General features: G+C 41.9%; 19 protein-coding genes and 3 rRNA genes. 11 read left to right on the top strand and 11 right to left on the bottom strand.

The annotated features are described in order from the left end of the window. The 6 genes from MED121_RS21025 to MED121_RS20995 form a co-directional block, all read left to right on the top strand. Nucleotides 1-565, top strand: a 16S ribosomal RNA gene (locus tag MED121_RS21025); the annotation flags it as partial. A gap of 353 nt (nucleotides 566-918) precedes the next feature. After that, nucleotides 919-3,807, top strand: a 23S ribosomal RNA gene (locus tag MED121_RS21020). Between the two features lie 199 nt (nucleotides 3,808-4,006). Further along, nucleotides 4,007-4,121: ribosomal RNA gene (gene rrf, locus MED121_RS21015) — 5S ribosomal RNA — on the top strand. Nucleotides 4,122-4,422: 301 nt separating this feature from the next. Then, a protein-coding gene (locus MED121_RS21005; RefSeq protein WP_085987767.1) for an IS3 family transposase occupies nucleotides 4,423-5,537 on the top strand; the annotation gives its coding sequence in 2 pieces (ribosomal slippage) (nucleotides 4,423-4,675 and nucleotides 4,675-5,537; 1,116 coding nt in all). A gap of 355 nt (nucleotides 5,538-5,892) precedes the next feature. Continuing rightward, nucleotides 5,893-6,642, top strand: a complete 750-nt coding sequence (locus MED121_RS21000; RefSeq protein WP_009835798.1) for a transporter substrate-binding domain-containing protein — start codon at nucleotides 5,893-5,895, stop codon at nucleotides 6,640-6,642. Nucleotides 6,643-6,714: 72 nt separating this feature from the next. Continuing rightward, a complete protein-coding gene (locus MED121_RS20995; RefSeq protein ID WP_009835797.1) occupies nucleotides 6,715-7,149 on the top strand; it encodes a hypothetical protein in 435 nt (144 codons plus the stop codon). A gap of 81 nt (nucleotides 7,150-7,230) precedes the next feature. Here MED121_RS20995 and MED121_RS20990 read toward each other — a convergent pair whose 3' ends face one another. The 9 genes from MED121_RS20990 to MED121_RS20950 all read right to left on the bottom strand — a co-directional run bounded on the left by MED121_RS20990 (nucleotide 7,231) and on the right by MED121_RS20950 (nucleotide 16,494). Continuing rightward, the gene (locus MED121_RS20990; RefSeq protein ID WP_165474634.1) at nucleotides 7,231-8,589 is read right to left on the bottom strand and encodes an ATP-binding protein; all 1,359 of its coding nucleotides are present in this window, start codon (nucleotides 8,587-8,589) and stop codon (nucleotides 7,231-7,233) included. Between the two features lie 83 nt (nucleotides 8,590-8,672). Then, on the bottom strand, nucleotides 8,673-9,335 hold the full coding sequence (locus MED121_RS20985) for a response regulator transcription factor (protein WP_009835795.1): 663 nt from the start codon (nucleotides 9,333-9,335) through the stop codon (nucleotides 8,673-8,675). A 103-nt stretch (nucleotides 9,336-9,438) separates the two neighbouring features. Next, complete coding sequence (locus tag MED121_RS20980; RefSeq protein ID WP_009835794.1) at nucleotides 9,439-10,251, bottom strand: SDR family oxidoreductase; 813 nt, start codon at nucleotides 10,249-10,251, stop codon at nucleotides 9,439-9,441. A gap of 135 nt (nucleotides 10,252-10,386) precedes the next feature. Continuing rightward, the gene (locus MED121_RS20975; RefSeq protein WP_009835793.1) at nucleotides 10,387-11,298 is read right to left on the bottom strand and encodes a TauD/TfdA family dioxygenase; all 912 of its coding nucleotides are present in this window, start codon (nucleotides 11,296-11,298) and stop codon (nucleotides 10,387-10,389) included. A 287-nt stretch (nucleotides 11,299-11,585) separates the two neighbouring features. Next, nucleotides 11,586-13,064, bottom strand: a complete 1,479-nt coding sequence (locus tag MED121_RS20970) for an AMP-binding protein (protein ID WP_009835792.1) — start codon at nucleotides 13,062-13,064, stop codon at nucleotides 11,586-11,588. Nucleotides 13,065-13,087: 23 nt separating this feature from the next. Continuing rightward, the gene (locus MED121_RS20965; protein WP_009835791.1) at nucleotides 13,088-13,807 is read right to left on the bottom strand and encodes a thermostable hemolysin; all 720 of its coding nucleotides are present in this window, start codon (nucleotides 13,805-13,807) and stop codon (nucleotides 13,088-13,090) included. Nucleotides 13,808-14,063: 256 nt separating this feature from the next. After that, nucleotides 14,064-15,233 (bottom strand): cytochrome c peroxidase, encoded by a 1,170-nt coding sequence (locus MED121_RS20960; RefSeq protein WP_009835789.1) that lies wholly within the window; start codon nucleotides 15,231-15,233, stop codon nucleotides 14,064-14,066. Continuing rightward, nucleotides 15,220-15,621 (bottom strand): hypothetical protein, encoded by a 402-nt coding sequence (locus MED121_RS20955; RefSeq protein WP_009835788.1) that lies wholly within the window; start codon nucleotides 15,619-15,621, stop codon nucleotides 15,220-15,222. Before MED121_RS20955 ends, MED121_RS20960 begins: the two co-directional genes overlap by 14 nt. 24 nt (nucleotides 15,622-15,645) lie before the next feature. After that, the gene (locus MED121_RS20950) at nucleotides 15,646-16,494 is read right to left on the bottom strand and encodes an amidohydrolase (RefSeq protein ID WP_207382844.1); all 849 of its coding nucleotides are present in this window, start codon (nucleotides 16,492-16,494) and stop codon (nucleotides 15,646-15,648) included. 208 nt (nucleotides 16,495-16,702) lie between these two features. Here MED121_RS20950 and MED121_RS20945 point away from each other — a divergent pair, with 208 nt between their 5' ends. Beyond that, nucleotides 16,703-17,206 carry an Lrp/AsnC family transcriptional regulator gene (locus MED121_RS20945; protein WP_009835786.1) on the top strand — a complete coding sequence of 168 codons (504 nt, stop codon included), beginning with the start codon at nucleotides 16,703-16,705 and terminating at the stop codon, nucleotides 17,204-17,206. A 27-nt stretch (nucleotides 17,207-17,233) separates the two neighbouring features. Here the strand turns inward: MED121_RS20945 and MED121_RS20940 are convergent, their stop codons facing one another. Then, nucleotides 17,234-18,427 (bottom strand): diaminopropionate ammonia-lyase, encoded by a 1,194-nt coding sequence (locus tag MED121_RS20940; RefSeq protein ID WP_009835785.1) that lies wholly within the window; start codon nucleotides 18,425-18,427, stop codon nucleotides 17,234-17,236. 289 nt (nucleotides 18,428-18,716) lie between these two features. On the opposite strand from MED121_RS20940, the gene MED121_RS20935 reads away from it, so the two are divergent. From MED121_RS20935 to MED121_RS20925, 3 genes are all read left to right on the top strand, one after another. After that, nucleotides 18,717-19,157 (top strand): hypothetical protein, encoded by a 441-nt coding sequence (locus MED121_RS20935; protein ID WP_009835784.1) that lies wholly within the window; start codon nucleotides 18,717-18,719, stop codon nucleotides 19,155-19,157. A gap of 128 nt (nucleotides 19,158-19,285) precedes the next feature. After that, entirely contained in the window at nucleotides 19,286-19,561 is a 276-nt protein-coding gene (locus MED121_RS20930) for a succinate dehydrogenase assembly factor 2 (protein WP_009835783.1), read from the top strand. Further along, nucleotides 19,533-20,057: a hypothetical protein gene (locus tag MED121_RS20925; RefSeq protein WP_131471011.1), complete on the top strand. Its 525-nt coding sequence runs from the start codon at nucleotides 19,533-19,535 to the stop codon at nucleotides 20,055-20,057. Before MED121_RS20930 ends, MED121_RS20925 begins: the two co-directional genes overlap by 29 nt. 62 nt (nucleotides 20,058-20,119) lie before the next feature. Here MED121_RS20925 and nadB read toward each other — a convergent pair whose 3' ends face one another. After that, a complete protein-coding gene (nadB, locus tag MED121_RS20920) occupies nucleotides 20,120-21,718 on the bottom strand; it encodes an L-aspartate oxidase (protein ID WP_009835781.1) in 1,599 nt (532 codons plus the stop codon). 321 nt (nucleotides 21,719-22,039) lie between these two features. Between nadB and rpoE the strand changes: the two genes are divergently transcribed. After that, nucleotides 22,040-22,627 carry an RNA polymerase sigma factor RpoE gene (gene rpoE / locus MED121_RS20915; protein WP_036181450.1) on the top strand — a complete coding sequence of 196 codons (588 nt, stop codon included), beginning with the start codon at nucleotides 22,040-22,042 and terminating at the stop codon, nucleotides 22,625-22,627.

The raw sequence follows: 22,627 nt of genomic DNA, 5'->3' as shown, positions 1-22,627 counted from the left end.
TTACCTACTCTTGACATCCATAGAATTTGGCAGAGATGCCTTAGTGCCTTCGGGAACTATGAGACAGGTGCTGCATGGCTGTCGTCAGCTCGTGTTGTGAAATGTTGGGTTAAGTCCCGTAACGAGCGCAACCCTTGTCCTTATTTGCCAGCGAGTAATGTCGGGAACTTTAAGGAGACTGCCGGTGACAAACCGGAGGAAGGTGGGGACGACGTCAAGTCATCATGGCCCTTACGAGTAGGGCTACACACGTGCTACAATGGCGCATACAGAGGGCTGCGAACTTGCGAGAGTAAGCGAATCCCATAAAGTGCGTCGTAGTCCGGATTGGAGTCTGCAACTCGACTCCATGAAGTCGGAATCGCTAGTAATCGTGAATCAGAATGTCACGGTGAATACGTTCCCGGGCCTTGTACACACCGCCCGTCACACCATGGGAGTTGATTGCTCCAGAAGTAGCTAGCTTAACCCTTCGGGGAGGGCGGTTACCACGGAGTGGTCAATGACTGGGGTGAAGTCGTAACAAGGTAGCCCTAGGGGAACCTGGGGCTGGATCACCTCCTTAAACGATATGAAGCTCTGGTGAGTGTTCACACAAATTATCTGGTAACTCTTTTTAAGACAGGCTTTTTAAAGTCGAAGCAGAAAACGCTAAGCAAGTTACTGTTCAATTAACTATTAATTGATAAAACAGTGTCTGACTTAGCGCTTTGCGCTAATTGCTCTTTAACAATTTAACTTTTTGAATAGATCGAAACACAGAATCTGATTGTATTTATATGATCTTATTTTTGTGTTTCAAAGACGATAATCAAGCGTCAAACCGGTGGAAACACTCTTTAACCTAGAGTGATTTTCAAATCGTAAATCCAGCGAGAGACAAAAGCTCGTTGGTATATAGACCCTTTTGGGTTATATGGTCAAGTGACCAAGCGTGCACGGTGGATGCCTTGGCAGTCAGAGGCGATGAAGGACGTGGTAATCTGCGAAAAGCTCGGGGGAGTTGATAAACAAGCGTTAATCCCGAGATGTCCGAATGGGGAAACCCACCCGCTTGCGGGTATCGTATGGTGAATACATAGCCATACGAGGCGAACCCGGGGAACTGAAACATCTAAGTACCCGGAGGAAAAGAAATCAACCGAGATTCCCTAAGTAGCGGCGAGCGAACGGGGATTAGCCCTTAAGTTAGATTGGTGTTAGTAGAAGGCTCTGGAAAGTGCCGCCGTAGAGAGTGAAAGCCTCGTATACGAAAATGCCCTTTTAATGAAAACGAGTAGGACGGGACACGTGGTATCCTGTCTGAATATGGGGGGACCATCCTCCAAGGCTAAATACTCCTGACTGACCGATAGTGAACCAGTACCGTGAGGGAAAGGCGAAAAGAACCCCTGTGAGGGGAGTGAAATAGATCCTGAAACCGTGTACGTACAAGCAGTGGGAGCGGACTTGTTCCGTGACTGCGTACCTTTTGTATAATGGGTCAACGACTTATTTTCAGTAGCAAGGTTAATCGAATAGAGGAGCCGTAGGGAAACCGAGTCTTAATAGGGCGTATAGTTGCTGGGAATAGACCCGAAACCGGGCGATCTATCCATGGGCAGGTTGAAGGTTGGGTAACACTAACTGGAGGACCGAACCCACGTATGTTGAAAAATGCGGGGATGACTTGTGGATAGGAGTGAAAGGCTAATCAAGCTCGGAGATAGCTGGTTCTCCTCGAAAGCTATTTAGGTAGCGCCTCGTATCTCACCATTGGGGGTAGAGCACTGTTTGGGCTAGGGGGTCATCCCGACTTACCAACCCCATGCAAACTCCGAATACCAATGAGTGCAATTACGGGAGACACACGGCGGGTGCTAACGTCCGTCGTGGAAAGGGAAACAACCCAGACCGTCAGCTAAGGTCCCAAAGTTACAGTTAAGTGGGAAACGATGTGGGAAGGCTTAGACAGCTAGGAGGTTGGCTTAGAAGCAGCCATCCTTTAAAGAAAGCGTAATAGCTCACTAGTCGAGTCGGCCTGCGCGGAAGATATAACGGGGCTAAACTGTACACCGAAGCTACGGATGCTTAGTTTACTAGGCATGGTAGAGGAGCGTTCTGTAAGCCGTTGAAGGTCAAGCTGTAAGGCAGGCTGGAGGTATCAGAAGTGCGAATGTTGACATGAGTAACGATAAGGGGAGTGAAAAACTCCCCCGCCGGAAGACCAAGGTTTCCTGTCCCATGTTAATCAGGGCAGGGTGAGTCGGCCCCTAAGGCGAGGCAGAAATGCGTAGTCGATGGGAAACAGGTTAATATTCCTGTACTTGCATATATTGCGATGGAGAGACGGAGAAGGCTAGGCCAGCACAGCGATGGTTGTCTGTGTTTAAGGCGGTAGGCTGGTGACTTAGGTAAATCCGGGTTGCCTTTAAGGCCGAGAACTGATGACGAGCCCTCTTTTGGGTGAAGTGGTTGATGCCATGCTTCCAGGAAAAACTTCTAAGCTTCAGATATATGGGAACCGTACCCCAAACCGACACAGGTGGTCAGGTAGAGAATACCAAGGCGCTTGAGAGAACTCTGGTGAAGGAACTAGGCAAAATGGTACCGTAACTTCGGGAGAAGGTACGCCGATTTTGGTGATGGCACTTGCTGCTTAAGCTGAGATTGGTCGAAGATACCAGGTGGCTGCGACTGTTTATTAAAAACACAGCACTCTGCAAACACGAAAGTGGACGTATAGGGTGTGACGCCTGCCCGGTGCTTGAAGGTTAATTGATGGGGTTAGCTTAGGCGAAGCTCTTGATCGAAGCCCAAGTAAACGGCGGCCGTAACTATAACGGTCCTAAGGTAGCGAAATTCCTTGTCGGGTAAGTTCCGACCTGCACGAATGGCGTAACGATGGCCACACTGTCTCCACCAGAGACTCAGTGAAATTGAAATCGCAGTGAAGATGCTGTGTATCCGCGGCTAGACGGAAAGACCCCGTGAACCTTTACTATAGCTTCACAGTGAACTTTGAGCCTACTTGTGTAGGATAGGTGGGAGGCTTTGAAACCCGGACGCTAGTTCGGGTGGAGCCACTCTTGAAATACCACCCTGGTATGTTTGAGGTTCTAACTCAGGTCCCTAATCGGGATCGAGGACACTGTGTGGTGGGTAGTTTGACTGGGGCGGTCTCCTCCCAAAGAGTAACGGAGGAGCACGAAGGTGTGCTCAGCATGGTCGGAAATCATGCGAAGAGTGTAAAGGCAAAAGCGCGCTTAACTGCGAGACAGACACGTCGAGCAGGTACGAAAGTAGGTCTTAGTGATCCGGTGGTTCTGTATGGAAGGGCCATCGCTCAACGGATAAAAGGTACTCCGGGGATAACAGGCTGATACCGCCCAAGAGTTCACATCGACGGCGGTGTTTGGCACCTCGATGTCGGCTCATCACATCCTGGGGCTGAAGCCGGTCCCAAGGGTATGGCTGTTCGCCATTTAAAGTGGTACGCGAGCTGGGTTTAGAACGTCGTGAGACAGTTCGGTCCCTATCTGCCGTGGACGTTTGAGATTTGAGAGGAGCTGCTCCTAGTACGAGAGGACCGGAGTGGACGAACCTCTGGTGTTCCGGTTGTCACGCCAGTGGCATTGCCGGGTAGCTACGTTCGGACGGGATAACCGCTGAAAGCATCTAAGCGGGAAGCCTCCCTCAAGATGAGATCTCACTGGAACTTTAAGTTCCCTAAAGAGCCGTTGAAGACTACGACGTTGATAGGCAGGGTGTGTAAGTGCTGTGAGGCATTGAGCTAACCTGTACTAATTGCTCGTGAGGCTTGACCATATAACGCCAAAATGGTTTAGCGTTATATTACGATTTAAGAAGATGGTAAGACATCGCAAGCTGGTTTGAGGCTTGGTTATCGTTAACTTCTCTAATAAAGAGAAGACTATTCAAAAAGTATTGTTAAAGCATAAGCAAATTCGAGTATGAATGAGCCGTCTAAAGAGACACTAAGACTCAAACATCTCAAACAGAATTTCTTGATAATCATAGAGTCATTGAACCACCTGATCCCATCCCGAACTCAGCAGTGAAAAGTGGCATCGCCGATGGTAGTGTGGGAGTTCCCATGTGAGAGTAGGTCGTTATCAAGATTAAAATACGAAAAGCCTGATCTATGATCAGGCTTTTTTTTGCCTAAAATTTATCAAAACATTTTTTATAACTCATTAATTTAATTCGGTTTTGAAATTTAGTATAGGCAAGCCCCTAGGATATTAATGAGAGAGTTTTCTTGATAATCATAACGTCATTGATGATCCCATCCCGCTTCCTAACCCAAATACAGTAGTAAAAAGAGGCATCGCCAATGGCAGTGTGGGAGGGTAATCCCCCCGAAAAATAATAGAGGTCAGTCGTAGAGTTTTCTAATAAGCTAATTACTAGGAGATCACGATGAAAAATAAAACCTATTCAGACAGTCAAATCATGGGCATCTTAAACCAAGCCGAGGCAGGTGTGCCGGTGGCGGAGCTGTGTCGCGAGCATGGCATTGGTAATTCGACCTTTTATAAATGGCGAGCCAAGTACGGTGGTATGGATGCCTCTTTAATCACTCGAATGAAAGAACTCGAAGAAGAAAACCGTCGTCTTAAAAAGATGTATGCCGAAGAAAAACTCAAGGCAGAGATCATACAGGAAGCCATGGCAAAAAAGTGGTGAAGGCTGCTGACCGTAAGCCGATGGCCAAACAGGCTGTGGTGACTTATCACCTCAGTATTGCATCTGCCTGTCGGACGTTTAAGATCAGCGAGACCTGCTACCGTTATCAGCCTAAACTTAATGATGAGAATCAGTTGATTGCTGAGCAATTAATCGGGCTGACCCAAAATCAGCGTAACTGGGGCTTTGGGCTATGTTTTCTCTACTTCAGAAATGTCTGTGGTTATCCATGGAACCATAAGCGTGTTTACCGTATTTATCGTGAGCTACAGCTCAACATGCGCATCAAACCTCATAAACGCTTAGTTCGTGAAAAGCCTGAGCCCTTAGCGGTACCAGAACAAATCAATGAATGTTGGTCAATGGATTTTATGCATGATCAACTTTCAGATGGTCGACGTTGCCGTTTGTTTAACGTGATTGATGACTTTAATCGAGAAGGGCTAACGATTGATGCCGACCTATCCTTACCGGCAGAACGTGTCATACGCTCACTCAATCAGATTATTGAGTGGCGAGGTAAACCTAAAGCGATACGGTGTGATAATGGCCCTGAGTATATCAGTGATAAATTGGCAAGTTGGGCACAAGAAAACAGCATTGAGCTCAGTTTTATCCAACCGGGCAAACCACAGCAAAACGCTTACATAGAGCGATTTAACCGTACAGTGAGATATGATTGGCTGAGTCATTACTTGTACGAAGATATTAAAGCGCTTCAAGATAAAGCAACGCACTGGTTATGGACTTACAATAACGAGCGACCTAACATGGGCATTGGTGGCATTACACCGATACAAAAAAGGCGTTTAACGCAAACTTTAAAGTCTACACCTGAACTCCATTAAAAATGGGGGGATTACCAAAGCACGCGGATTTGGTAAAGTTGTCATCTTTTTTGCGTGCGCAAAAAAACCGCCATCTTCACCAAACCGGTGTTTGAGGCGTTAGACGCTCATAATAATTATAAATAGACGCTACTTTTGCCTGAAAAAGAAGCCAATCCCCGAAAAATAATAGCGTTCAGTCGTAGCGTTTTCTAATAAGCTAATTACCCTAGGATGGGTAACATTTCCCTCGAAATTAGCAGGTGACTTGTTGGTTTTTAGGGTAACTTTATTTGCTCAATTGTCCTTAATGGTAGCTTTGTTGCTTGAGTCATTCTATAAAGAATGAATCTCAATTCATTAATGGGCGGCATGAGTGAAGTACGTTTTTCTGTTATGGCTTTTTATCTTACCTCAATTAGTTAATGCTAAACCGCTTAAAATATGTGGTTCAAGTTTTCCACCTTCAACTATAGTAGAAGACTCTAAGTTAGTAAGTGGTTACTCTGTTGAACTTATTATCGAGTCATTTAAACGCTTAGGTCTTGAATATCATCTTGAAGTACTGCCTTGGAAACGCTGTTTATGGCTGGTTAAGACGAATGATTTCGATGCTGTTATAGATACGAGTATTTATAATAAGCCCATTGTTACAGGTAAGCTGCCTATTAGTTTTAACCAATTAGCGATTTATGTTCGTGATGACTTTGAGTTGGAGCTTTACTCTGCCCAAAAGCTAAAAGGGAAATTGATCGGAATACCTAGGGGGTATACTAGCTACGCTAAAATTGCTCAGGAGCGTGACTGGGAAGTGGAAGAAACAGACAATGAAGAAAATATGTTTACCATGTTAAAAAATAAGCGCTTTGACTATGCGCTTTCAGATACTTCGACAGCGTTAAGTATGGCGGCAAGCGTCGGTGCAAACGTAAGGCCTCTCAACCCTATGGTGACATCTGAACAGTATTACTTAGGCTTTAGTCCGAATAATGCAAAACTCGCGGATGCTTTTGATAATACCTTGATAGAAATGATTCATGACGGTAGTTTGGATAAAATTTATAGTCAGTATTTACCGTATACTTATACTCAAATGAAAAAAGCATCTCAGTTTTCTCCAGATTAGTGTTTAGCTTCTATCTGATTAGCACATAATCAATCCAATTAATTATTGGTCTCTAAAGAATTAGGTTAATTCATGTCTCAAATTGAAACGGCGTTAGCGATTGCCTTAAAGGCTCATAAAGGCCAGTTAGATAAAGCGGGTGTTACTTATATTCTGCACCCACTTCGTATTATGGGAAAAATGCTAAATGATAGAGAGCGTGTTGTTGCCATCTTACATGATGTGCTTGAGGACTCGGCTTATACTGCAAAAAATCTGCTTGATGAAGGTATCAGCTCAGAGGTTGTTGATGCTGTACAGGCGTTAACGAAAGAAGCTGATGCAAAGGGCAACACTATGAGTTATCAAGATTACTTGATAAAAGTTAAAGCTAACTCTTTAGCGCGTAAAGTGAAGTTAGCGGATCTTGAGGATAATATGGATTTGTCTCGTCTTGATACGGTCACCGAAAAGGACCTTAAGCGGTGTGAAAAGTACCAAAAAGCAAAAGCCTTCCTATTAAGCTAAATCATTAAATGCCATTGTTTGGCAGTGGCTTTAGTCTAATAAAACATAAAACCACTGCATCTCTCATGTTTGAATAAAGCCTTATCTTGTTTTAGTGAGAGGGAATTCAAACTGAATGAGAAGGCCGCCCCACTCGGATTCATCTAAGTGCCAATTAGCATCGTGAATTTGTACGATTTTATCAACAATGGACAGACCTAATCCAGAACCCTGTTGGCCAGAACCAACCACTCGATAAAAACGTTCTTTAATACGACTTCTAAGTTCGGGCTCAACTCCAGGGCCAGAATCAGCAATACTCATAATGGCTTTTTGATTAATGTGATCTGCTTGGCAACTAAGTTTTATTTTTCCTGCCTGAGGTGTGTAGCGGATAGCATTATCAATAATATTTCGTAGCAGGCTTTGCATAAGAGGTGAGTTGATTTTTAAGTTGATCACCTGCTCACTGATATCTAGGGTAAGCTGCTGTTGCTTTTGATCCAATTTTAGCTCTTCTAACTTGGCTGCTTGATAGCAAAGTTGAGTGATATCCGTTGTTTCAAATTGACTCTTGTCTAGTTGACCTTCTGTTCGACTTAAAGCCAGAAGTTGATTCACAAGGTGAGTCATTCTGGAAATGCCTTTCTTCATGCTATAAAGGCTAGTCTGGAGCTCTGCTTGAGCGTGTTTTTGTTGATCAATATTTAGACTGTCATCGAAAATACTTTCATCAATGGCGTTTTCAGCATGGATGAGCAAAGAGGCAAGGGGTGTTCTTAATTCATGGGCAGCATCACCCACAAAACGCCTTTCCCTATGGTGAGCCTCATCTAAACGGTCAAACAGACTATTTAGCTCTAATAAGAGCTCATTGACTTCTATTGGCGCTTTATCATCTTCAAGTTTTTCTAAATTACGATAATTTCGTTTTTTGACCGTTTCGCTTAAGGTGTTTAATGGCATTAGGCCTCGTTTAGTAATGAACCAAACAAAAACAATGAGAATAGGAACGAAAATAACGATAGGTATAATATTGCTTTGGGCTATTTCTTTAACTAATTCTTGGCGAACTTCTGTTTCTTCTGCGCCAACTAACCACCATTTGTCTTGGCTAGAGTAAAGGGTATAAGTGCGCCATTGTTCACCTTCAATCTGTGTGGTACTGAAACCTTCGCTAAGGGCAGAAAGGGGAGTGTTAGGTGCATAAGGTGAATTAAATATAAGCTTGTCATTTTGCCATATTTGAAAGGCTAGTTTACGTTCATACTCATGGGAGTCCCTAGAACCTTTTACATTCTTTAGATCTAAGCTCGCGAGAATATTTTGTTTGTTATCTATGGTTTCTCGAGTGATGACACCATGTAGTACTCGGCTTGATTGGGCTAAGTTTGCATCAAAAATCTCTTCTATTTCATGGGCCGCTTCATAATATACAACGAGGGCCGGAATGCTGGTCATTACCAGCGCCCAGAAAGTTAAATTTAGTGTGAGGTAGCGGCGAATTGAGTACTGTTTTTTACCGGGGCTAAACCCTAAAATTCTCATGCTGGTTTTTCTGCCTTGTATCCCATTCCTCTAACAGTTTTAATAAATTCAGGGTAAACTTTTTTACGTAAGTGATGAATATGCACCTCTATGCTGTTTGACTCAACATCTCCATCCCATCCGTATACAACATCTTCAAGTTTTGCTCTGGAGAGTATCTGACCTGGATGATTAACAAATTCCATCAAAAGAGTGAACTCTCGGCGGCCTAATGTTAGGTCCTTGCCATCCAAGGTGACTTGCATACTAGCTGGGTTAATGTGCAAACGCCCAAACTGTATAGTCGGTTCACTATGACCATGATGACGTCGACTTAAGGCACGCATACGGGCTTTTAATTCTGCAATTTCAAATGGTTTGGGTAAGTAATCATCTGCCCCAAGATCAAGGCCTTGTATTTTGTCATCTAAGCTATCATTGGCTGTGAGAATTAAGACAGGTGTATTTAACTGCTGCTTGCGAATGGCGCTCAGTATGTCTAATCCCCCCATTCCAGGTAAATTGAGGTCTAGCAATAATAAATCAAACTGCTCTGTATTAAGGGCTGCTAAACCTTGTTTTCCATCCATTAACCAATCTACTTGATAGCCTTCTCGGGTAAGGGACTTTTTAATCCCTTTCCCTAAAAGCTCATCATCTTCTACCAGTAAAACTCTCATACTAAGTCCCTAATCTTTATTGGTTTTTGGTTATGCTAAGTGGTTTTTAGGCTAACGGCTAGTCTTGACCACATAATACTTTATCAAGCTCAGGTTTGTGCTTTTAGACTAGGCCTGCATAGCGTCTAATAGTAGGTAGTTGCTTAATAATAGCTTTGCTAACCAGGCTTGGCATAACTTGATTAAGTTTGCTAAAAATCTTTTCAGGTAAGCCGATAGCAAGCTCACTTTTATCACTGCTAAGTAGGTGTAACAATTGTTGGGCCACGTCATCAGGTGAATCCATCGCTACATTTAGCTCTTTATTCATGGCAACAATGTTATCTGTGTTTAACTGAGTATTTGTTGCTCTTGGTGACAGGTATTTCACTTTTATATTTGTCTGAGATAGCTCTCGACCTAATGCTTCAGAGAATCCTCTCAGGGCATATTTACTAGCACAATAACTACTAAAGCCTGGATAGCCTATGCTACCAAAGGTGGAGCCGATATTAACGATTTGAGCCTGGGGCTGTTTTTCTAAATGAGGTAACAAGGCTTTGCTAAGTAAAATTGGTGTGAGGGTATTGAGCTTAATAATCTGCTCGATTTTACGTTCAGGTATGTCCTCTAAAAAAGAAAACTGATTATCTCCCGCTGCATTGATGAGAGTATTAACAGGAGTCGACATTTTTTCAATATAAGTAATTAATCTGGCTCTTTGCTCTGAATCGATTAAATCACAACTAAAAAAGTTTACTTGCTCCTCATTGATGTCTGATTGGTTAACTAATTGCTGCTTAAGCACTATTAGCGCTTGTGTATCCCTTGCTACTAATAAAACACTGGCCCCATTTTCAACTAGGTGTTGAGCAAAGCGCTGACCAATACCGCCTGTGGCACCAGTAATAATGGCATGTGTATGTTCGATTTTCATATGAGTACCTATTTATAAAATTGATTGTTAATCTAAGTTCAGTATGCAAATTGATTCTTAAACCAAGCTTAAGGAAACGCTATAAAGCAGATTAAATTCATTTATATTTGACGCTTCTTTAATGCTAACTTTTTATTAATTTCTGCCCATAGCGATAACTAATTTGCGTTGCTTAGGGTCACCTTCAATTGCTCTTCTACCATGCATTATTCGTGTGTTATCAATGAGAATAATGTCGCCATCTTGCCATTGAAGTTCATAGGTGTGCTCTTCTGCATAAGCCGCTAATAAATCAAGCTCGGATTGGCTGACATAGCTGCCGTCGGCGAATTGATAGCTGGGTTTTTCATAATTAAAAGAAGGGCCTAGAAGCGCATTAGCAAATGCTATTTTCCCGTTTTTAATTTGTAGCGGAGACACAACTAGACTGTATTCAAGTTCGCCCTGTGCGTTTAGCTTGCCACTTTGACCTGGGACCATATTCAAAACATCTTGAAGATGATGAAAGTTAATCTCTTGGCCTGGTGCTAACTCAGGATGCTCATTTGCCACATAGGTTTGCCATAACTCCTTCGGTAAAGTTCGAGTCACGCTGATAGGGTAACTAAAGCGTTTTTGCAGAGGCTCAGGTAGTGAGTGATAAAAAGAGACACCATCGCAAAGGGTGGTTTGTGATCCTGTTAAGGCACTTTTTTGACTATAAAAGGCAACAATATGGGGCGGAAATGGTGTATTACCGTTTTCTGTATGAAGCCCTATTGCCAAGGTTCCAGCATCGACTTTTTGGCTCATATTACTGCTGAATTTTCTGGCAGGGTCAAACGTCAGCTTATGACAAAAGTTTGAAACCACCTGGTTGAAAATGTCTAGATTATGTTCAAAACCACGAAAAAGTGCCCAGCCTTGTTCCTCTAAACCAAGTTGGGCTTGAGCCATGTGATGTGCTTCTATGGTCCGATTTTGTTCAGTAGACAATAGAAAATAGGGGTTGTCAGAGGTAAGGGTTTTAGTGTTATTTTGCATTTGAAAAAGGCTATCTGCTTGCATTGTGAATCCTTTATATTGTTTGTGTATGGGATGTCAGCAAGTATGAAGACGTTAACTTAAGCAAAGCTTAAATTTGTGAATGAAACTGTTAGCGTGCGCTAAAATTCCTTCCTTTAAGTTGAGGGCCTTATCAATAACATCTCGATTGATAAAGCCCTTGCCATAAATCTAGGCACTGCTATCCACCGCTTAGGCGCTTAGGTTCAGTCGTCTGCTCACGAGTATTCGCTTGATGTTATTGCGCTTTTTAGTCCTAGTTTGAAAGGGGTAGGGTATTAGGTGATCACTTATGAAGAATATAAGTTAGCAAGTTGCTCTTTATATTGATTAAAAATAAAGTCTCTGCGTACTCTTCCATTGTCTGTTAATAATTGATTTTTAGTAGAAAAGGCTTCATTAGAGCTTACCCAGGCTTTGATTTGCGCATAGTCAGGCAGGCTTGCATTAATTTGGTCTAGTCTAGATTGCACTGCTAACGCATTCGTATTTAACGCGGGAGTAATCACAGCAGAAAGGAATGGCTTTGCATCGCCAAAGACCGCAACCTGAGTAATTTCATTTGAGTGCACCAACTCTGATTCAATCCACTCTGGCGCTATATTACGGCCAAAGCTACTCACTAAAAGATTTTTTCGGCGGCCAGAAATATATAAGTAACCTTCCTCATCTATATAGCCTAAGTCGCCTGTATAAATGTCATTATTTTGCTGACCTTGGCTTAAATCTTTTTGGTGTAAATAACCTAACATGGCTTGGCCTGAGACGATGATCTCACCTGTATTATCAATACGTATTTGGGTATGAGATAGCACTTTACCAACACTACCTAGCTTATTGTATTTTGGGGTATTGAGGCTGACACATGAGGCACATTCTGATAAGCCATAGCCTTCATAAACAGGCAGTCCTAAAGAGTGAGCTTGCTCTAAAGCAGATTGAGCACTTTTCCCCCCACCTACAGCCACGTATTTAAGGCTATTAAAGCAATCAGGATTGGATTTTTTCAATTGAATTAGGCTCTTAAGTAACTGAGGCAGAAGGATTAAACTGTCAGATTGTGTGCGTTCAATACAGGCTGCGAATTGTTCTGAGTTGAACTGAGAGCTTTGTTTAAAGCCTAATTCTGATAAGGGCTCAACTTGTATACTATTACCCATAAATAGGGGTAAATAGACCCCTGTAATGTTTTCTAATAATGTAGCTAGAGGCATCACACAAAGGTGATGCTTGATACCCAAATTTGACAATGTATCAGCTAATGCGAGGCATATGTTTTCAATATTTTGAGAGGATAAGCAAACCCCTTTAGGTTGTCCTGTTGAACCTGATGTATAGGTGATCTTGGCAACATGTTTGAGTTGCTTATGATCTGGTTTATTTGGATTGTTTAAAAAAGAGAGTGAGATGCCTTTAAACTCAAGTGTGTTTTTTATATCAAATGCATGAGGCTGGCTCGTCTGAGATAATACTGCTTCAATACCTGCATCTTGAACTAAATGCTGTATCTGTCCTTGGCTAAAAAATAAAGGGATAGGAATAAGCGTAATGCCTAATTTCATCGCGGCAAGATCTGCGATTATCCAATTAATTGAGTTATCCATATAAAGCGCAATGCATTTAAAGTGAAAAGTTTTTAACGCCTGTGAAAGGTTATCAACTGCTTCTAAAAGTTGTTGATTTGATACTGTCTCAGAGCCAGAAATTAGGGCCGTTTCAGTAGGGTTTGAGCGCGCAGCTTGTTGTAATTTCTCAAATAAAAAATTCATATGATTACCTTAAAATTGATAGATTAATGTGGATAGTCAGCATGGTTTTTGCTGTTTAAAGCTTGAAAGCATTGTTTGGCTTGCTCGATATTAATCAGAGTGATTTTGGGTTGGTTTTCATAGTAGCTTCCCCAACTATGCTGATCTTTACCTAAACGTGTTTTATCGACATCATGGATAACGTGAGCTTTGATGCCTAAGCGTCGATATAAAACCCGAACGACCTTGGTACTGGATGAAACAAGCCATTCAAGGTTTTGTTGGTGAAGGTGTTCTGTGACTTCAGCAAAGAGGGCTTTGCAACTAGAGGCATCGGTTGAGGCGAGATTACCTGTTTCAGCGATGGCATTACGCGAGACGCTCTGGCCAAGATAATGAGAAACAAGGGATTCAATATTTTGCTCTAGGTACGTTTCTATAAAAAGGGGCGAATCACCTGCTAGTCGGTAGCCAAGTGCTGCATCTATCTCATTTTCTTGATTGAAATTTGCTAACAAAAAAGGCGCGAAGGTTTTTAGTTCAGCCCCATGATGTTTTTTGAAATTGCATCTAATAAAATCTTCAACTTGGGAGCGGTGTTTATCATTAGGTAAAACCACTAGGCTTCTATTAGGTTGAGTATCGTTATTTATCCTGCCTAGCTTATTGATAAGTTTTGGCGCTCTGTTTGTCATCGCTAATGACATAGTCCATTGATCAGTATTAGCTTGGCTATTTTGGTTCAATATGGTGTGCTTGCTCATGGCTTATAATCCCTTACAGGTTAACTTGCTGAGCAGAATAGAGATCGAACCTTATATGAAGCTTAAATTGTGTATAGCTAGGAAAATTAGGATTAAATTTATCGTCTTGAAGGAGCTGGAGAATGAGAGTAGGTGGTTAAAGCCCAGCTTTATTTAGTTAGGAAATGGTTTTGATAGGGATTTAGTTAGAGTGCTTTAGTTAGAGAACTTAAGTTAGAGTGCTTTAGCTGAGATGGAGCTTGAAATACCTAAGGTATTATAAGCTTTCTAAAAAAGCTTTTAAGTCAGACTTCTCTTTTGATGAAAGCTTTAACGGCTTAACTATCGCCACACCATCAGAATGCAATCTTTCTTCATCTAGTTCTGAATAATGTTCTATTACTTGAGCTAAATTGCGCAAGCTGCCTTGATGCATGTAAGGAGCTGTCGCTTTTATGTTTCTAAGGGATGGCACCATGAACTCTCCAAAATTTCTATGTTTAAGTACCAAATGTTGAGCCAATACCTTACTTTCACCTGTGTTGTCATCGTTGTAGCGGCCTAGGCTAGAGAAGGGTGATGATTTAATGTTTTTAATGCCTGCATATCTGCCTTTGTCTATTTTTCCTTGATGATCAAAGTAGGGCATACCAATATCTCCGAATTCACCATTACTAAAGTTTGGCCCCATATGACAAAAGTGGCAGTTTCCTTTCCCAATAAATAGCTTTAATCCACGCCTTTCTGCTTGGCCATACTTCGCCATTTGTGTGGTGTTTTTATTAAGTAGGGCTTGTCTAAATTGATCGAATGCACTGGGAGGGGAAATAAGCTGTTCTTGATAAGCGGCTAGCATTTTGCCCACTAAAACCAATTTTCCTTGTTCAGACGAGGTGTTTTTCCAATCTGCTAACTCAGTGAGTGATTGATAAGAAGGGGATTTTTCTAGGTAAGTGACCAGATCTTTGGTGTTAGCCCCCATCTCTTTTGGATTAATAATCGCTCTAATGCTTGCCCCCCAAAGGGTGTCGATATCGCCTCCCCAGCCATACCAATGTTTGAATCTGACATTTAATAAACTAGGTGTATTACGCGAACCTAACTTGAGACCTATTGCTACTGGGATTTGATCTGTAAAAGCATGATTAGGCTGGTGGCAGCTTGCACAAGACACCCCTTTTTTGGCAGAAAGGTTTGAATCAAAAAACAAAGTCTTACCAAGGGTTTGAGCTAAAGCATTTTCAGAATATTTGTTGGTTTTATCTTTGTCAGAGGTAAGGGGCCAAGGGCCAAAGCGACTAATGGTATTTATTTCACTATGACTTAAGTGAGTACTTTCATTACTAACGGCATTGCTTGGGTAAATTAGCACTAATAAGGTCAAGAAAAGTAAGGTTTGGATAAGAGGCCGTTCCTCACTGAAACCGTGATGTTTAAGGTAGGGCATAATGATAAAAAATAGGTTGTTTAAGAGAATCTAAAGTAAAGCTAAAACGCCATAAACCTGGCATATGCAATAGACTGCCTTGTATTAAGTATTGGCCATTGTTTTGGTTGGTAATGCTCGCTTGATAGTTCATGCCGTGCTTATGCATTGGCATTTGGGCATCAAATTTTAGACTACCAATATAGGCTTGTTTGTTATGACAAATATTGACGATTAGATCAAAGGGCTTACTGGTATTGATCTCTTTAGGCTGACTTCTAGCGCTTAACTCAAAGGAGCCAGATGTCAGTAATATCCACGCATTATCAATGGGCTCACAAGTCTCTGCTGCAACAACGCAATGGGAGCTTATCAAGCTAATACTGAATAATAAAAAGCGAAAATGCATCTGAGTCTCACACTGCTTGTTTTGCTAATAGTCTTTATTTTTTAGAGCCCAGCTAGCTAAAGCATGAGCATTTTTATAGGCAATATTCGTTCTCAGTGTCTCTGGGAGTGAATTTAGCCAATCTCTAGACCAATCAGCATGATCGATCACATAATACCAACGTTCAGGTGCATAGGTATCTGTGCCTATCATAAAGCGTAGTGGATATTTATTAAATAAGTTCAACCAGTCTTGTTCAACCGTCCCGTTAGAGGCGTGTTCATATCGAAAGGCTAAGTCAGTTGATAGATTGGGATATGAGGCAAGCATTTCATCAATAACCTCAGGTCTTTCAAAGCCAGAATGGGCCCATAAAATCCGAGCATTAGGGTCTTGGGCGAATAAATTTCTTACCGCTTCAGCATCAGAATGAGCATGTAGAAATATTTTATATTGGGCAGCGAGTCGTACTAGTGCTCGCATGACAGGTAAGTTCGCATCATCACCAAAGATATGAAATTCACCAATCCCAGCATAGGTATTTTGAGCCAATTTTTGTTCTAGCAAATCAATTACCGTTTCATCTTTAAACCAGGTACTGAGTTCTCCTCGTTTTCGATAAGGCCTTAAGACTGGCACAATTAAATCAGGCGCTGCTTGATAGAGTAATTGAGTTCCTTTATCGCTCGAACTAGAGACAAAGGCTTTTTTTAAGCCTGCATCTTTTAGTACTTGTACTGCTTTTTCTGGCGGTAGCATATCCCAAGTATCGTGGCTGTAATGTATATGGGTATCTATTATGGGCAAGCTTTCAGCAATTAATGACTGTGTTTGCATTAATAGAAAAAAGCTTAATAAAGGGGTTGAAAGCCTGCTTAAGGTTAAAGGTTTCATAAAACGGCCCATGTGGTTGAATAAGAATTATTAATACTAAACAAAGCCAAGATAAAATCAATAATCAAATATATTTCAATGAAATATCGATATTTATATGTGTTTTTTGCGTTGCTAAGCCCGATTCAGGCTTAATGAATCGTTATCTTTCAGACTCAAGGCTATGCTATTTTAATGTTTATTTGAATCGCTTGAGGTAGAAGCTTTTATGGGCCATCAGTCTGGGCAAGATGTCGATAACTTTGATCGTCATATTTTAGACATTATGCAGCAGTCTAACCGCACCACATCAGATCATATTGCAGAGCAAGTTGGGCTTTCGCCAGCAGCGGTTCAGCGTCGGATTAAAAGAATGCGTGAGCAGGGTATCATTCGTGCAGATGTTTCAATTGTTGATCCAAAAGCCGTTGGTAAACAGATTAGTTTAATTGTACAGGTGAGTTTAGAGCGTGAACGCATGGATCTGTTAGATAGCTTTAAAAAGAGCATGGCAGATCATCCTTCGGTACAGCAATGTTATTATGTGACGGGTAGCGCAGATTTCATTTTATTAGTGTGTGCTGCGGATATGGAAGAGTATGAAGAATTTACACGACAAGCATTTTTCAGTAATGACAATGTACGTGGTTTTGAAACCAATGTGGTGATGGATTCGGTGAAGTCTGGTTTGTCCGTACCTGTTATCAACAAAGAGAATAAAGTGATTCGATAGCTTTATTCTCTTTGCAAATATCTTAGATTAACCTTGAACGAGTTGCTGATAGAGTTCTGGGTCAGTTGCCCCCTCTGTTCCTATGACCAACACTTGGCTATCTTTATTAAGTCCTAGGGACAATGCTAGAGAGGTATCTTGGTTTGCTAGTATGGCTGCGGCTAATCCTGGTACCGCAGATTCACCGGCTTCAATGGGGGCTAAATCAGCACTGCCCTTTGCTAAGAACTGCATCATTGGCGCGATGGTATTTTCGCTTAAGGTTAAAAAGTCATCGGCACCATTATTGAGAATTTCCCAGGCGAGAGCGGATACCTCTCCACAAGCCAGACCCGCCATCAAGGTTTCCAAGTCCCCATCGACTACAATCGGTTTGCCAGCCTTTGCGCTAAGTTGTAAGCAGTTAGCTTGTTCTGGTTCGACGATAATAATGCGAGGACGCTTGCTTCCCCATAAATCCCAGAAATAACCGGTTACGGCAGAAGCGAGGCCACCCACACCACCTTGAATGAAAATATGGCTCGGAATGGCATTGTCTAGTTGTTCGACAATTTCTGACAGCATGACGGTATAGCCCAAAGCGACATCTTTAGGGATTTCCATATAACCTTCATAACTTGTGTCTGAAACGATAATACGACCTTGTGCCTTGGCTTCACTGTCGGCTAAACGAACCGACTCATCATAGTTACCTGAGATTCGTACTACTTCTGCTCCAAAGGCCTGCATCGCCTGCTTTCGGCCTTCTGAAACATCTTTATGAATATAAATGACGCAGCCACAACCAAACATTTGTGCTCCCCAAGCAACAGAGCGGCCATGGTTTCCGTCGGTCGCACAACTAATGGTAATCGTCGCTAGTTCTTCTTTTAAACTGCCGTTTAATAAGGCGTCTATGCTCGGTTCCGTACCGAGTTTTGTCGCCATTGTTTGTTGAAGTTGACGAGCAACAGCATAAGCCCCCCCCAACGCTTTAAAGCTTTTTAGGCCAAATCGTTGAGATTCATCCTTATAAAAAATGGACTTAAGTCCCTGAGCTTGAGCTAGCTCATCAAGAGAAAGAAGCGGTGTCTCATTATAAGCGGGCCAAGTTTTAATATCGGCTATGGCTGATACAGAGTTAGCCACACTTAAGATGCTTTTTTGTGCTGCACTATAGCGATTATCTTTATGGGCCAATGGATTGGCAAAATGTGTAAGCGTACCCTGTAGTTTTATCATAAGACTAAATACCTAAACCGTAATTGATAGGGTAAATATTACGGCACATGAGTGAGGTTAAACGTTAAACATAAGTCGGGATTTAAGGATATTCTTTAAAATTTGATGAGATTTCTCATTTTGTCGGCATTCACCTAAAACTTAGGCTGAATCGACCGACTAGGGTTTTAGATTTAAATAAAATCTGTGCTGGGCTCGCTAAACTGGTGTCTTTTTTTTATCATGGCCTACAAATTCAAATATCTGCTTTACCATGGCGATCTGCCATCTAGATTAGAAGGACAAACAAATGCTTTTTCATAAAGCGGGATTCTTGCTGACAAGCGCTTTTCTGCTCGCTGGTTGCAGTGGGACTTTTTATATTGATGTAAAAAATATGACAAATGAGCCTGTCTCTTACCTAGATGCAAAAGGAGAGAGCTCAAAAATAGAGCCAGATGCATCAAGTAAGGAAATCTACAGCTTCAATTGTATTCGCTTTGAGCGTGGTGGGCAGATGTACGAGTTTAATTCAGATGTTGCCTTCCCACTTAGGTACGATGATGTCGATTTAATTGCCGATACTTTTCATGCCGCGATAGTCGAAAGCGAGGCAAGCGCCAGTAAAGGAGATAAAAAACCATTACGTTTTTTAATGGATGACGGCCTTGGCGGTACGATCGAATTAGAAGCTGGTTGTAAAAAGAGCATTCGAAAATCTGTGTTTAGTGGTGATTTAGCGAACTTTTAAATAGGCTAAGCTTATCGGTGAACTAAAGAGCGTGCTCTTGCTTGCTTTAATGATATTACGCAGGCTCTTTTGTTTTCCTAAGTTAGCTCAAACGTTATAATGCTAATAACTAAGCATGAGGTGCAGCAATGAGTGAAACAGAACAGTCTATCGGTTTTAAGCGTCTTAAATGGCATTGTCGTCGTGGCATGTTAGAGCTAGATGTCTTGCTTGAACCTTTTTTAGAAGAAGAGTTTGAAAAACTTGATGAAGAAGATAAGCGTCGCTTTTATAAGCTGATTCAAGTCGAAGATCAGGAAATGTTTGTTTGGTTTATGCAAAGAGAAGTACCAAGTGACCCTGATTTAGCCCGCATTGTTAAGATCATTCTTGACCGTGTACAGCCTGAAAACTACAAGGCTTAGCACCTCTCTTTATGACTCAGTACCTTGGCTCTGCTTTTGTTGGGGTTTGGTACTGACAGCTCATATCAAACTTGTGCCTGAACTTTATAACGAATTAAGTTTAGCCCTCGCTATTTTAGCCAGTCTTTTTACCTTGTTTAGGCGATATTATGCTTCTGAAAAAGGTCGGATAAGCATAGTCAATAATCAAGCTCGTTTTGAAACCGCAAACGCTTGCTATCAGGTAGAGTTTGAAGGTTTTAATGGTTGGCGCTTATTAGCAAGAGTTTCATTAGATGCAGATACCGGTATGGCAGCATCTAGTTGGCGTACTGTTACTCTGCATTCTGTTCTAAAGAAGGTAAAGCAGGTTTTTACCTCACCTTCCTTCCTCAGTATCTACCACACGAGTTTAGCATCAGAAGACTATGCATATTTACGCTCTTTTGCCGCTTACCAATGTCAAATGAGTAAGCTTAAGCAAAAGTACGAGGGGCCCAAGGCTAAAAAGAAGTAATGGTTTTCTACTCTTTTTATTAGAAGGCTCTAGCGATTGTAAGTGTTCACTTACTGTGTTGTTTAGTCATGGGGAGAAAGAATCGTAGGACTTGACTCTTGTGCTAAGTCTGGGTGATCCAAAGTGTAATGCAAGCCACGACTCTCTTTACGTGTCATCGCTGATTTAATGATAAGTTGCGCAACCACAGCAAGATTTCGAAGTTCTAATAAATCGTTACTGACTCTGTAATTACTGTAAAACTCATCAATTTCAGACAGCAGCAGGTCAACCCTGTGTTTTGCTCGTAATAAACGTTTATCCGTTCTTACAATACCCACATAGTCCCACATGAAACGGCGTAGTTCGTGCCAGTTGTGGGCAATCACCACATCTTCATCAGAATTAGTGACTTGAGTTTCATCCCAAGCTGGAATCTTATCTTGGCAGGAAGTCAGCTCGCCTTGAGCTAGAATATCTTTTGCTGCTGACCTTGCATACACAATACATTCTAATAATGAGTTACTGGCTAATCGGTTGGCTCCATGTAGGCCTGTATACGAGGTTTCTCCAACTGCATAAAGGTTACGTAAATCGGTTTTTCCTGACTGATTAACTAACACACCACCACAGGTATAGTGAGCGGCCGGAACCACAGGGATCGGCTCTTTAGTCATATCATAGCCATAGCTTAGGCAACGCTCATAAATAGTAGGGAAGTGGGATTTAACAAACTCTGGCCCCTTGTGAGATATATCAAGTAAGACATGATTTACCCCCAAACGTTTGATTTCGTGATCTATTGCTCTGGCGACCACATCCCTGGGTGCTAGTTCTTTTCGATCATCAAAACGAGACATAAAAGGCTCGCCATCAGGTAGCAATAGTCGACCACCTTCTCCACGAACGGCTTCGGAGATTAAAAAGGTTTTGGCTTTTGAATCATATAAGCAAGTTGGATGGAATTGATTGAACTCCATATTTGCAACACGACAGCCCGCTCGCCATGCCATCGCAATACCATCACCCGATGCTGTGTCTGGGTTACTTGTGTAGAGGTAAACTTTACTAGCGCCGCCTGTTGCTAGTGCGACTTTTGCGGCCTTAAATACATCGACTTCACCGGTTTTATGGTTCAGGCTATAAAGACCTATACATTCATTTTTTGTTTGGTTATTGCTATTTACTTTTTCTTTAGTAATAAGGTCAATGGCGACTCGGTCAGGGTAAAAACGAATATTCGGATGCTGACAGGCATTTTTAATCAGGGTGTTCGAAATCGCTTGGCCTGTGGCATCTGCACTGTGAATGATACGCCTATGACTATGGCCCCCTTCTTTTGTCAGGTGATAATTTTCTGTGTCCTCAAAGCGGGTAAAGGGAACCCCTTGCTCTATCAGCCAGTCAATACTTTGTTTTGAATGCTCAACGGTAAAACGTATCGCATCTGAGTCGCCAAGATCGGCACCGGCTATCATGGTATCTTTAATATGAGAATCAACCGTATCCTTATCGGATAAAACAGCCGCGACGCCACCTTGAGCATAAAGGGTTGCGCCTTCATGAATATCGCCTTTGGTTAAAATGGCAACTTGATGATGATCGGCAAGCTCTAATGCTAGGGTGAGTCCAGCTGCGCCAGCACCTACGATTAAAATGTCAGTTTGATATTCACGACTCATTATTTGTTCTAATTCAACAGTAAAAGATTAATGGTACTATTGTTAACCTCGCTATGGGAATACTTGTGTGTTTTGAAAACGACTAGTTCGCTTTTTTTTGCGTAACTTGGGAGTCAATAGGGTTAAAAATGACTGCCTTAGATTGATAATTGGACGTACGCCCTTATCTCTAAGGATTACTTTATCTGCAATTTTCTTTAAAGTGACTGGCTAGACAGTTTAAGTCAAAATTTATATGAACTAGTTATGATTCCAGTGGTCAACCTATAACAATGAGGTTGTTAAGGGCGCTGGAAAATAATGGTTTTGAATGAGGTGCCTATGCAGCACAGTTCATCTTCCGACCAAGAGTTGGTTGAAAGAGTTCAAAATGGTGATAAAAGAGCCTTTGATTTATTGGTTTTAAAGTATCAATACAAGGTGATGGGCCTTATTGGACGATATGTTTCTGATAAACACGAAGTGATGGATGTGGCCCAAGAAAGCTTTATTAAAGCTTATCGTGCCATAGGTAACTTTCGTGGAGACAGTGCTTTTTATACCTGGTTGTATCGTATTGCTGTTAATACAGCGAAGAATTATTTGGTTGGGCGCAATCGTCGTCCCCCCAGTTCTGATGTGGCCTTAGATGACGAAGAGGAATATACCGCTTTCGATGCCTTGGCTGATGTTGATACGCCGGATGCGACCCTGAACAAGGATCGTCTTGAAGCAGCCATTTATGAAACCATTGAACAATTGCCTGAAGAGCTAAAAACAGCGATTCGATTAAGAGAGTTTGATGGTTTGAGTTATGAGGACATTGCCCAAATTATGGAATGTCCAGTTGGAACAGTACGGTCACGTATATTTAGAGCACGTGATGCGATAGAAAAACGCATTCGTCCTTTTATGGGCGGGGGAGATTAA

Source organism: Marinomonas sp. MED121, from assembly GCF_000153025.1.
Classification (GTDB): Bacteria; Pseudomonadota; Gammaproteobacteria; order Pseudomonadales; family Marinomonadaceae; genus Marinomonas.
Note: the sequence above shows the minus strand (reverse complement) of the source record. Positions and strands in the feature narration are given on the sequence as shown.